Here is a 13,136-nt window from a genome sequence, read left to right as displayed (position 1 = left end):
CGACGGCGTCCCGCCGGGCACCCGCCATCCGGGCACCCGGCGGTGACCGGGGCCGACGGCCGCCCCCAACCCCCACCACGTGTCCCCCCACCGCGCCGACGACCGCGCGCACCCACCGCCCATCCCCGCCCCACCGGCCATCCCCCACGCGCCCATCGCGCACCCCCGCGCATCCCCCACCGCACACCGGATGACGGCCCGCCGCCGGACGGCGCCCCGCCGGGCGGCGCCGCGCCACGCGGCCTCCGGGACGTCGCTTCCCGAACGGGAAGCCGTACCCCGCGGCCCTTCTCCCCGGGAAACCACCCGGCACCCGACCGACACCGGTCCCGGACCGCCTTCCCCGGTCCGGGGCCCATCCCGCCATGCCCGAGAACACCTCTGCACCCTCCAGGAGAAGTACGACCATGAGTGACGACAGCAGCCGGGGAGCCCGGTTCACCCGCAGGCGCGTCCTGCAGGCGGGCGCCCTCGCCGGAGCAGCCGCCGCGGTCGGCTGGGGCTCCCCCCTGGGCGCGGCCGCCGCCCAGGCCCGCACCCGGACCTTCCGCGGGGACGGCGACCTCGCCGGCTGGTTCGCCAACCCCGGCAGCGCCGTACGGCCCCGGTTCCGCTGGTGGTGGCCGGACGCGAAGGTGGACCTCGCCGAGATCAGGCGCGAGGTCGACCAGATCGCCGACGCCGGCTTCGGCGGCGCGGAGATCGCCGCCGTCCACCACAGCATCAGGGACAAGTCGATCCTCGACGTGGCCGTCAACGGCTGGGGCACCCCGGCGTGGAACGCCGCCGTGGAAGCCGCCCTCGACCAGGCGGCCAAGCGCGGGATCACCATCGACATCACCCTCGGGCCGAGCTGGCCCGCCGCCGTCCCCACCATCACCGCCGACAGCCCCGCCGCCGTCAAGGAACTCGCCTACGGCTCCGTGACCGTGGCGGCCGGCGCCGCCTACAGCGGCCCCGTCCCCGCCCCCGTCGCCGCGGCGGCCCCCGGTGTCACCGCGCAGAAGCTCCTCCTCGTCCAGGCGGTCCGGGTCAACACGGCCAACTCCACCAGGAAGGAGACCGGGCTCGACCTCGCCTCCGTCCAGGACCTCACCGGTCAGGTCGCCGACGGGCGGATCAGCTGGACCGCCCCGGCCGACGGACAGTGGATCCTGCTGTCGTACTGGGAGCGCGGCTCCGGCCAGCGCCCCGAGTCCGACCCGCACACCGACCCGCTCTCCTACGTCGTCGACCACTTCAGCCCGGCCGGCACCCAGGCGGTGATCGACTTCTGGGAGGCCAACCTGCTGACCCCCCGGATCCGTGAGCTGCTGAAGCAGTCCGGCGGCGCCCTGTTCGAGGACTCCATCGAGCTGGAGACCGACGCGCTCAACTGGACGCCGGACCTGCCCGCCGAGTTCGAGCGGCGCAGGGGCTACCCGCTCGCGCCGTACCTGCCGGTGATCGTGCGCCACAACGAGAGCCCGGTCTACTCGTACGAGGCGGAGCTGACCCGGCACGTCCGGCACGACTTCTGGGAGACGGTCTCCGACCTGTTCAACGAGCACCACTTCACGATGCTCCGCGACTGGGCGCACTCGATCGGGCTGCAGCTGCGCGCCCAGCCGTACGGGCTGGAGACCGACGCGATCGCCGCCGCCGCCATCCTCGACATCCCCGAGGGCGAGTCGCTGGGGTTCAAGAACCTCGACGACTACCGGACCCTGGCCGGCGGCCGGGACATGGCCGGCCGGACCGTGCTGTCGTGCGAGGCCGCGGCCTACCAGGGCGGCGCCTACAACACGACGTGGGAGAAGATCCTGCGGACCATGGGCGGCGCGTACGCGGCCGGGCTGAACCAGACCTACCTGCACGGTTTCTCCTACGCCGCCGCCCCCGGCGTGAACTGGCCGGGCTTCGCCGCCTTCACCCCCTACAACGGCGGCATCGGCTACTCCGAGTCGTGGGGCCCCCGCCACCCCACCTGGCGGCACGCCCGGGACGTGTCCGGTTACCTGAGCCGCATCCACCAGGTCATGCAGGCCGGCACGCCCAAGATCGACGTGGCGGTCTTCCGGCAGAAGGGCTACAGCAAGACCGGGATCGGCGCCAACTGGTTCACCGCCACCGGCATCCCGCTCGGCTGGACCCACCAGTTCGTCAGCGCGCCGCTGCTCGACCTGCCGAACGCGACCGTGTCCGGCGGCCGGCTGGCACCCGAAGGGCCCGCGTACAAGGTCCTGTTCGTCGAGGGCGACCTGTTCGCCGGCGGTGAGTGCACGCTCCCGGTGGCCGTCGCCGAGAAGCTGCTCGGCTACACCCGGGCCGGGCTGCCGCTCGTCTTCCTCGGCGACTGGTCCGTGGCCAAGGTGCCCGGCGTCGCCAAGGAGGGCGAGAACGAGCGCCTGCGCGCGGTCCTCACCGAGGTGTTCGCCCAGCCCAAGGTGCGTGCCGTGACCGACAAGGCGAAGGTCGGGGACGCCCTGGCCGAGCTGGGCCTGCTCCCGGACACGGTGTACGGGCGGAGCTCCACCCTGCTCAACGCCCGCCGGGTCGCCGACGGGGTGGACTACTACTACCTCTGCAACGGCAAGCACGCCGAGACCGTCAAGCCGCCGGTCGCCGCGATCGACCACGAGGTCTCACTGACGCGCACCACCCGCGACGCGGTGCCGTACCGGCTGGACCTGTGGACCGGCCGGGCCGAGCGGATCGCCGCCTACACCGAGGAGAACGGGCGCGTCCGGGTGCGGGTGACCCTCCAGCCGAGCGAGACGACCGTCATCGCGCTCGGCCGGCCCGGCCTGTTCGAGGCCGAGGGCGGCCGCAGCCCGCACGTCACCGCCACCACCGCCGGCGAGGCCCGCTTCGTCGACGGCGAACTGGTGGTGCGCGACACCCGGGCCGGCAGCTACGAGAGCGTCCTGTCCAACGGCCGCACGGTCACGACCGTCATCGGCGCCCTGCCCGAGCCCATGACGCTGACCGCGTGGCAGCTGGAGGTCGAGGACTGGGGGCCGGGCGCCTCGGCCACCGAGACGGCCGTCACCACGCGGAAGCCGGCGCTCGACGCCCTCAAGCCGTGGCCGCAGATCCCCGAACTGGCGGACGTCTCGGGCATCGGCCGCTACACCGCCGTCGTCGAGCTCGGCGACGGCTGGACCGGCGGGTACGGCGCCTACCTGGAACTCGGCGAGGTGTTCGACACCTGCCGGGTGACCGTCAACGGCAGGAAGCTCCCGCCCGTCGACCTGATCAACCCGGTCGTGGACCTCGGCTCCCACCTGCGCCGCGGCGGCAACACCATCGAGGTCGAGGTCGCCACCACGCTGAACAACCGCCTGCGGGTCTCCGACCCCGGCGTCTACGGCACCGCGGCCCGCCAGAACTACGGCCTCGTCGGCCCGGTCCGGCTCGTCCCCTACGGCCAGGCCCCCCTCTCGGAAGGGTGACGCCCGATCCGCCTTCCCGCGGGTCCCGCGGCGGGTGACCGCCGCGGGGCCCGCGCCCCACCCGGCCCGCTTCACTTCCCAACCTCATCGCCACCCCCATCAGCCCCACCGCGCGAGGTATGTGTGAACATCCAGAAGCAACGCACCCCCAACACCCCCACCACTCCCGGCACCCCCGCCACCCGGCGATCGGCCCGCGGGATGCTCGCCGCCGCGTCCCTGTCCGCCCTGCTGGCCCCCACCCTGCTGGTCCCGTCGGCCGTCGCCGACGCCGAGCCGGTCTCACCCGCCACTCAGGAGCGGCCCTGGGACGCCTACAACTACTCACCGCCGTCCCGGACCGTGAAACCGGTCGCGATCCACAACACCCAGGGCACGGTGACGGACGCCGCGGCCGTCCTCTCCGGGAAGCCCACCCGCATCAGCGGCGCCGGATCCTACGTCACCCTCGACTTCGGCAAGAACGTCAGCGGCCTGGTCACCCTGCGCTTCGCCGGGTCCGACGGCGCGCAGCGCGTCGGCCTGGCGTTCAACGAGTCGTCGGCGTACGTGGGCACCGTCTCCGACGCCTCGACCGGCGGCCCGCGCAGCCGCGACGGAGCCCTCTACGCCGAGGTGAACGGCGGGACCACCTACACCACGCCCGCCAAGCACCTGCGCGGCGGGTTCCGGTACCTGACGATCTTCATGGACTCCGCCGGCTGGGTCGATCTCGACCAGGTCTCGCTGTACTTCACGCCGGCTCCGAAGATGGCCGACCCGCGGGCGTACGCGAACTACTTCTACTCCAGCGACGAGCTGCTCAACAAGATCTGGTACGCCGGCGCGTACACGATCCAGCTCAACACCATCGACCCGAAGACCGGGCGGATCTGGGAGGCGCCCCCCGTAGCCTGGGACAACAGCGGCGACGTGGGCGTGGGCGACACGATCCTGGTCGACGGCGCCAAACGCGACCGCACGGTCTGGCCGGGCGACCTCGGCATCGAGATCCCCGCGGCCTACGCCGCCTTCAACGACACCGAGTCGGCCCGCAACGCGCTCACCACGGTCTACCTGCACCAGCGGGACACCGGTGAGCTGCCCTACGCCGGGCCCATGCTGAACAAGTACGGGTCGGACACCTACCACATGTGGACCCTGGCGACGACCTGGGACTACTACCTCTACACCGGGGACCGCGGCTGGCTCGGCGGGATCTGGGAGGACTACAAGCAGGGCGTCGACTTCATCAGCCAGAAGGTGAACGACCGGGGCCTGCTGTCGATCACCGGCACCTCCGACTCGGTGCGGATCCTCGCCAAGGGCGAGAACCTCATCGCCAACGTGCTGCTGTGGCGGGTGCTCACCACGGGATCGAAGCTCGCCGAGGTCCAGGGCGACCCGGCGCTCGCGCGGTCCTACGCCGACCGGGCGGCGGCGCTGCGCACCGCCGTCGACACCCACCTGTGGGACGAGGCCACCGGAGCCTACAAGTTCTACCCCACCTCGCCCATCCACGCGCAGGACGGCAACGCGCTCGCGGTCTGGTACGGCCTCGCCGACCGGGCCAAGGCACGCCGGATCAGCGCCTACCTGACCACGAACTGGAACGACGTCGGCTCGACCGCCCCGGAGAACAAGGGGAACCCCGGGGTCTTCTCCGGCTCCATGGAGGTCAACGCCCACTTCGCGGCGGGCGGCCAGGCCGCCGACCAGGCCGGGGTCGACATCATCCGGCGCCAGTGGGGCTACATGCTCAACCACCCGCAGGGCACCGGGAGCACGTTCTGGGAGTCGTACCGGGCCGGGGAGTCCTGCGTCTTCTGCAGCACCTACGTGAGCCTCGCCCACGCGTGGGCCACCGGACCGACCCCCGCGCTCACGTTCTCCGTGCTCGGCCTCAACCCGACCGGCACGGGCGGGCGGAGCTTCGACTTCGTCCCGCACCCCGCCGACCTCACCTTCGCCCGGGGACGGATCACCACCACGCTCGGCCCGGTGGAGGGCTCCTGGCGCGTCGATCGGGCGCGCGGCAGGTACGACGCCGAGCTCACCGTGCCGCGCGGCGCCACCGGCCGGGCCGGGGTGCCGACCTTCGGCAAGGAGATCACGGTCTTCGTCGACGGCAGGCTCGCCTGGAACGGCACCAAGGCCAAGGCGTACGGCGCGTACACGGACGGCGAGTACGTCTACCTCGACGGCCTGACCGGCGGCCGCCACGAGATCAGAAGCCACCGGCACGACGACTGACCGGCCACCGGACCCGCCCCGCCCCGGGCGGGCCGGGCGGTTCCGGCTGCCCGGGTTCCCCCGGTGAAGTGAGCCGGCCGGGCACATGGAGACCGCGCCCCGGATCCGTCCGGGGCGGGCGGTTCCGGCTGCCCGGGTTCCCCCGGTGAAGCAAACCGGCCAGGCACGTAAGACCCATGCTCCGGCCCCGTCCGGGGCGCATCAGGGAGACCCATGAACCCCTTGAACCGTTCAGGCCTGTTCGATCGCCGAGGATTCATCGTGACCGCGGGCGGCGCCGCTGCGGCCCTCGGACTGGGCGGCCCGCTCGGCACCCCCGCCCGGGCCGCCGCCTCGCGGACCCCGGAAACCGCCCTCGCACCGTTCCCCCTGTCCGCCGTCACGCTCCTCGACAGCAGGTTCCGCCAGAACATGGCGCGGACCTGCGCCTACCTGAAGTTCGTCGACCCGGACCGGCTCCTGCACACCTTCCGGCTCAACGTCGGCCTGCCCTCCTCGGCGGAGCCGTGCGGCGGCTGGGAGGCGCCGAACGTCCTGCTGCGCGGCCACTCCACCGGGCACCTGCTGTCGGGTCTGGCCCAGGCGCACGCCAACACCGGCGACGACGAGTACGCCGCCAAGGCCCGCCACATCGTCGGGGAACTCGCGAAGTGCCAGGCCGCGTCACCCGGCAGGGGGTACAACACCGGCTACCTGTCGGCCTTCGAGGAGACCGTCTTCGACCAGCTGGAGGCCGGCGGGAAGCCGTGGGCGCCCTACTACACGATCCACAAGATCATGGCGGGGCTCCTCGACCAGTACCAGCTGAGCGGCAACCGGCAGGCTCTCGACGTGCTGACCGGCATGGCCGGCTGGGTCGACGCCCGCACCGCGAAGCTCGGCCGGGACCGGATGCAGCAGCTGCTGCGGGTGGAGTTCGGCGGCATGAACGAGGTACTCGCCAACCTCTACCTCCTGACACGGGACTCCGCGCACCTGCGCGCCGCGCAGCGCTTCGACCACGAGGAGATCTACGGGCCGCTGGCCGAAGGGCGGGACGCGCTGGCGGGCCAGCACGCCAACACCACGATCCCGAAGATCGTGGGCGCGGTCCGGGAGTACGAGGCCACCGGCGACACCCGCTACCTCGACATCGCCACCTTCTTCTGGGACACGGTGGTCCACCACCACACGTACGTGATCGGCGGGAACAGCAACGTCGAGTTCTTCAACCCGCCGGGCGAGATCGCCAGCCGGCTCGGCGAGGACACCTGCGAGAACTGCAACAGCTACAACATGCTGAAGCTCTCGCGGCTGCTCTTCCTGCACGATCCGCGCCGGTCCGAGTACATGGACTACTACGAGTGGACCCTCTACAACCAGATGCTCGGCGAGCAGGACCCCGACTCCGAGCACGGGTTCTGCACCTACTACACGGGCCTGTGGGCGGGCTCGCGGCGACAGCCGAAGGGCGGTCTGGGTTCCGCGCCGGGCAGTTACAGCAGCGACTACGACAACTTCTCGTGCGACCACGGCACCGGGATGGAGACCCACACCAAGTTCGCCGACAGCATCTACCTCCGGTCCGGCGATGATCTCTACGTCAACCTGTTCATCCCGTCGGAGCTGACCTGGCCGGAACGCGGGATCCGGATCCGGCAGGAGACGCGCTACCCGGAGGAGGAGAGCACCCGCCTCACCGTGACCGGGGAGGGAAGGTTCGCGCTCAAGGTGCGCGTGCCCGCGTGGCTGCGCGAGCACGGCCGCCACGCGCGGGTCCGGCTCAACGGGACCGCGGTCCCGATCACCGCCGAGCCCGGCACGTTCGTGACCCTCGACCGCGGCTGGCACACGGGCGACACCGTCGAGATCACCTTCCCGATGGACCTGGCCTGGCGGAAGGCGCCCGACAACCCCACCACGCAGGCCGTCACCTACGGCCCGGTGGTGCTCGGCGGAGCGTACGGGGACCGCGAGCTGCGCGCGATCCCGGCCATCGACCCCCGCTCCGTACGGGCGGACGGCGACAGGCCGCTGCGGTTCACCGCGACCGCGGACGGCACCGAGGTCTCCCTGATGCCGTTCGCCGACATCCACCACCAGAACTACAACGTCTACTGGACGGTCCCGCCCCGGCGGTCGCGGCCCCGGCTGCTCGCCCGGTACGCCTTCGGCGAGGGACAGGGCACCGTCGCGGCGGACGCGACCGGCCGGATGCCGGCCGCCACGCTGAGCGCGGGCGCCACGTGGACCACGGACGGGGCGGTGGCGCTCGACGGCAAGGGCGGCCACGTCGCCCTGCCCGCGGGGCTGATCACCGGGCTGGCCGAGCTGACCGTCTCCGTATGGGTGCGGCTGGAGGCGATCGCCAACTCCGCCCGGGTCTTCGACCTCGGTTTCCACAAGCAGACCTACATGTTCCTCACCCCCCGGACCGGGCTGGGCAAGGCGCGCTTCGCCATGAAGATCTGCGGCATGGAGGGCGAGGACGTCATCGACGCGGGCGGCCCGCTCCCGGTGGGCACCTGGACCCACGTGGCCGTGACCATCGGCGACGGCACCGGGATCCTCTACGTCGACGGTGCCGAGACCGGGCGCAACGCCGCGCTCGTCATGAGCCCGCTGGTCCTGGGCGCCACCACGCAGAACTTCCTCGGCCGCTCGCAGAACACCAGCCATCCCCACCTGAACGGCCAGGTGGACGACTTCCGCGTCTACAACCACGCCCTCGCGGCGTCCGACATCGCGGCGCTGCACGGCGAGGGCCGGTGACCGCGCACCTCTTCCCCGACCGCCACACCCGTCACCCTCACATCACCCCCTGGAGGCAGTTTTGCTGAAACGCCATGCCCGGCTCGGCGCCTCGGTCGCCGCGATCCTCACCGCCCTGTGCGCGGCCCCGGCACCGTCCGCCGCCGCCGACGCGGGCCCCGGCGCCACCGGGCTGCGCGCCGCCGACCTCCGCGAGGCGCTCGGCATCGACGACACCACCCCGCCCCTCACCTGGCGGCTGCGATCCGGCGCGCGCGGCGTGACGCAGTCCGCCTACCAGGTACAGGCCGCCACCGACCGCAAGCTTCTCGAACAGGGGCAGCCCGACCTGTGGGACACCGGCCAGGTCGACTCCGCGGCCCAGCGCGTCGACTACGCCGGCACGCCGATCGGCAGCCGCACCCGCGTCCACTGGCGGGTGCGTGTCTGGACCGGCGGGCGTCCCTCCGCCTGGAGCGCGCCGGCCTGGTTCGAGACCGGCCTGACCGCCGCCCGGGACTGGTCGGCGGCGTGGATCACCCACCGCGACTGGCAGTTCAAGGCCAAGCAGCCCACCCCGATGGTGGTGCGGCTGCCCAAGACCACCGCCCGCTACGTCCGCCTCGACGTCACCCGCCTCGGCCTGCCCCTGGTGGAGAACCTCCCCGACCCGAGCTGGCGGCTCCGGCTCGCCGAGGTCGAGGTCCGCGACTCCGCCGACGCGGGCGTCAACCTCGCCGCCGGCGCCACGGTGACCTCCTCCGACACCGGCGGCAGGGTGAACCGGGTCTGGGACACGAGGTACCTGACCGACGGCACCCAGACCACCAACCAGACCTTCGCCGGCTGGTCCAGCTCCGCCTACCCGGGGGCGGACGTCTCGGCGAAGCCGATCACGGTCACCCTCGACCTGAAGGCGGTCAAGACCTTCGACCAGGTCCTGCTCTACCCGCGCACGGACGTCCCCGCCGAGGGCGGCAAGGTGCCCAACGCCCCGGTCGACTACTCCGTCTCGACGGCCGACACCGCCGAGGGCCCGTACACCACGCGCCAGACCGTCACCGGCCAGGAACCGCCGGTCTCCCCGGTCCCCGTGGCGCTGCCGATCCTCGCCAAGGACTTCGACCTGCCCGGCGAGATCCGCAGCGCCCGCCTCTACGTGAGCGGGCTCGGCATCCACGAGGTCGCCGTCAACGGCCGCCGCGTCGGCGACACCGTCCTCGAACCGGGCAACACCGACTTCGCCGACCGCGTCCAGTACGCCACCCATGACGTGACCAGGCTGCTGCGCCGCGGCGCCAACACCATCGGCGTCTCGCTGGGCAACGGCGCGTCCAACGTGATCTCCACCCCGGACCGGTACCGCAAGTTCGCCGCCACCTTCAGCGACCCCAAGCTCATCGCCCAGCTGGAGGTCACCCGCGCCGACGGCACGGTGACCCGCCTGGTCACCGGTGACGACTGGCTGACGACTCTCGGCCCCACCACCTTCTCCAACTGGTACGGCGGCGAGGACTACGACGCCCGGCGGGAGCTTCCCGGCTGGGACCGGCCCGGCGCGAAGCGGGACGGCTGGCAGCCGCCCGTCGCGGTCGCCGCCCCCGGTGAGGCGACCGTGCTCAGCGGGCGCTCCGCCGAGCCGATCCGCGTGATCGACACCCTGGAGGGCACCCCCGTGGGCGGCGGCGACGGCTACCAGGTCTTCGACCTCGGCCGGAACATCGCCGGCTGGCCGGAGCTCACCGTCACGGCGCCGGCCGGCACCACCGTGCGGGTCCACCCGGCCGAGAGCCTCAAGGACGGCCGGGCCTACCAGTCGGCCAGCAACGTCGGCGCGCCCATCTGGGACCAGTACACGACGCGCGGCACCGGCGAGCCGGAGACGTGGCATCCGCGCTTCAGCTACCACGGCTTCCGCTACCTGGAGGTCCGCGGCGCCCCCGCCGGAACCCAGGTCTCGGTCCGCGGTCACGTGCTGCACACCGACAACGCCTCCGCCGGGAGCTTCTCCTCCTCCAACCAGCTCGTCAACGGCATCCACTCGCTCATCCGCCGGGCGATCGAGGGCAACATGATGAGCGTCTTCACCGACTGCCCGAGCCGGGAGAAGCTCGGCTGGCTGGAACAGGTGCACCTCGTCTCCGGCGCCCTCACCGGCAACTACGACGTCCAGGCCCAGCTGCGCAAGGTCGTGCAGGACATGGCCGACGCGCAGACCCCGACCGGCCTGGTGCCGAGCACGGTCCCGGACTACACGGTGCTGGCGGGCGCCTACCGGGACGACCCCAACTGGGGCGGCGCCTTCGTGGTGGTGCCCTGGCAGCTCTACCGCACCTACGGTGACACCGAGACCATGCGCACCCACTATGAGGCCATGCGCAAGTACGCCGCCTACCTGGAGGCGCGGGCCGTGGGCGGGCTCACCGACTACAGCCTGGGCGACTGGATCACCCCGGACCGGACCTTCCCCAAGATGGTCTCCGGCACCTACGGGTACTGGCGGGTGCTGGACACCATGTCCAAGATTGCTGAGGTGCTCGGTCACACCGCGGACGCCGCCGGCTACCGGGCCAAGGCCGACGCCAGTGCCAAGGCCCTGTCCGACAGGTACTACGACCCGGCGACCGGCACCTTCGCCGGCGGCGGCCAGGGCGCCGAGGCGCTCGCCCTCGACATGGGCGCGGTCCCGGCCGACCAACGGCAGCGGCTCCTCGACCACCTGATCGGCAGCATCGAGCAGGCCGGCTGGCACCTGCTGCTCGGCGAGATCTCGCTCCCGGCGGCGTTCCGGGTGCTGTCCGAGAGCGGCAGGGACGACGTCGTCTACAAGATCGCGACCCAGACGACCAGTCCCAGCTACGGCTACCAGGTCGTGCACGGCAACACCTCGCTCGGCGAGATGTGGGACGGCACCAGCGGGCAGTCGCAGAACCACTTCATGCTCGGTTCGATCGACTCGTGGTTCACCGGCCGGCTGGCCGGCATCGAGCAGGCCGCCGACTCCGTCGGCTTCCGCAAGCTCGTGATCGCCCCGGCGGTCGTGGGTGACCTCACCGGCGCCTCCGGCAGCTACCGCAGCCCGTACGGCGAGATCCGCACGGCGTGGACGAAGACGGACGGCCGGTTCGAACTGGTCGTGACCGTGCCGCCGGGCAGCACGGCCGAGGTGCGCGTGCCGCTCGCCGACGGCGCCCGTCCGGAGGCGCCGCACGGCGCCACCCCCGTCCGCGCGACGGCCACCGAGGCCGTCTACGGCGTCGGCTCCGGCACCTGGACGTTCCAGGCCGTCACCGGGGGCTGACCCGCGGGCCGGGCCGGTGACCCCGGCCCGGCCGGCGCGGCGAGGGGCTCCGCACCCCCGACGGGGATGGCCGCGTCGGGGGTGCGCTCACGGACGTCCTCGCTGCGGATCGCCAGCACGGCGGGCGGGCTGCCCAGGTCGCCGTACCGGGCGGCGACGGCGGCGGCGATCGCCCGACCGGCGTCGGCGACCGCCTGCCTGGCCGAGGCGGGCGAGGCGGCCGAGGCGGGCACCGACAGGTGGCCCAGCATGGCGGCGAAGCGCAGCTCCTCGGCCGCCGCGCCGGGGAGCTCGTCGTCGACCGGCGGCAGCGGCCGGTCGAGCCAGAAGACCCCGCCCCGCAGCAGGCCGGCGTACACCACATCGCCCCGCTGGAGCGTGCGCACCGAATCGACCAGCAACCGCCCGAACTCCGCCAGGTCCGTATCCGGCGGAAGATCGGTCGTGACCAGCAGCGCAACCCTCAGCGCGTCCACCATGAGCGGCCATCCCTCCTCTGAGGTGGCTCATGGTAGAGGGAGCCACCGACAGTAACGGCGCCTCTGGCGAATCTTGGGGGGCGGATCAGCCGAACCCGGCAGGGGCGGCACCCGGTGAAGCCGCGGAATACGCCGGCCCGGCGGATTCATCCGCTCCTTCCCCCGCCGATCGGCGTCGGCCGCGCTCCTCCCGCCTGCTGATCCGCCGATGCCGGTTCACCGGGCCACGGCTGGCAGAATCGGGCCCATGACGCTGCCGCTGACACCCGACGAACTGCTCACCACCACCCGCGCCGTCCGTAAACGCCTCGACCTCACCCGTCCGGTACCGATCGAGCTGATCCGCGAGTGCCTGGAGATCGCGCTGCAGGCGCCGTCGGGCTCCAACAGACAGGCGTGGCACTGGGTGGTGGTCACCGATGCGGCGAAGCGCGCCGCCGTCGGGGAGATCTACCGCCGGCAGGTCGTCCGGTACGCCGAGTCGCGAGGCTTCGCCGGCCGGCTGTTCACCGACCGGCCCGACCGCGCCCCGGTGCAGCACCGGGTCGGTGACAGCGTCCTGTGGCTGGGCGACCACCTGGGCGACGTGCCCGTGCTCGTGATCCCCTGCATCCGCACCGACGAGTCGTTCCAGGCGGTGAACCAGGCCGGCCTGTGGGGTTCACTGCTGCCGGCGGCATGGAGCTACTGCCTGGCCGCCCGCGCCCGCGGACTCGGGACGGCGTGGACGTCGCTGCACCTGGGCCGGGAGGCCGAGGTGGCGCAGATCCTGGGCATCCCCGAGGGCGTGCACCAGGGCGCGCTGATCCCGACCGCCTACTACACCGGGGAGACGTTCAAGCCCGCCGCGCGCGAGCCCCTGGACACCGTCCTGCACCTCGACCGGTGGTGACCCCCAGGACCGGTTCGATGAAGGTTCCATCGGGGTGACGCGGGAGCGACCGGCCGAACCGCCGCCGA

General features: G+C 72.6%; 6 protein-coding genes. 5 read left to right on the top strand and 1 reads right to left on the bottom strand.

Going from position 1 to position 13,136, the window contains the following annotated elements:
* Window positions 1–407: 407 nt before the first annotated feature.
* From ABD841_RS23125 to ABD841_RS23110, 4 genes are all read left to right on the top strand, one after another.
* Window positions 408–3,434 carry a glycosyl hydrolase gene (locus ABD841_RS23125; RefSeq protein WP_344975483.1) on the top strand — a complete coding sequence of 1,009 codons (3,027 nt, stop codon included), beginning with the start codon at window positions 408–410 and terminating at the stop codon, window positions 3,432–3,434.
* A gap of 123 nt (window positions 3,435–3,557) precedes the next feature.
* Window positions 3,558–5,666, top strand: coding sequence for an alpha-L-rhamnosidase-related protein (locus ABD841_RS23120; RefSeq protein ID WP_344975481.1), 2,109 nt, complete (start codon window positions 3,558–3,560; stop codon window positions 5,664–5,666).
* A gap of 261 nt (window positions 5,667–5,927) precedes the next feature.
* Entirely contained in the window at window positions 5,928–8,417 is a 2,490-nt protein-coding gene (locus ABD841_RS23115) for a glycoside hydrolase family 127 protein (protein ID WP_344975478.1), read from the top strand.
* A gap of 61 nt (window positions 8,418–8,478) precedes the next feature.
* Window positions 8,479–11,697 carry a family 78 glycoside hydrolase catalytic domain gene (locus tag ABD841_RS23110; RefSeq protein ID WP_344975474.1) on the top strand — a complete coding sequence of 1,073 codons (3,219 nt, stop codon included), beginning with the start codon at window positions 8,479–8,481 and terminating at the stop codon, window positions 11,695–11,697.
* On the opposite strand, the gene ABD841_RS23105 is transcribed toward ABD841_RS23110, so the two are convergent.
* Window positions 11,646–12,176 (bottom strand): hypothetical protein, encoded by a 531-nt coding sequence (locus ABD841_RS23105; RefSeq protein WP_344975471.1) that lies wholly within the window; start codon window positions 12,174–12,176, stop codon window positions 11,646–11,648. The genes ABD841_RS23110 and ABD841_RS23105 overlap by 52 nt on opposite strands.
* Window positions 12,177–12,423: 247 nt before the next feature.
* On the opposite strand from ABD841_RS23105, the gene ABD841_RS23100 reads away from it, so the two are divergent.
* A complete protein-coding gene (locus ABD841_RS23100; RefSeq protein WP_344975468.1) occupies window positions 12,424–13,068 on the top strand; it encodes a nitroreductase family protein in 645 nt (214 codons plus the stop codon).
* The last annotated feature ends 68 nt before the right edge of the window (window positions 13,069–13,136 follow it).

The sequence above is a fragment of the Streptosporangium fragile genome (genome assembly GCF_039534445.1).
Lineage (GTDB): Bacteria > Actinomycetota > Actinomycetes > Streptosporangiales > Streptosporangiaceae > Streptosporangium > Streptosporangium fragile.
This window is presented reverse-complemented; position numbering and strand designations above follow the sequence as displayed.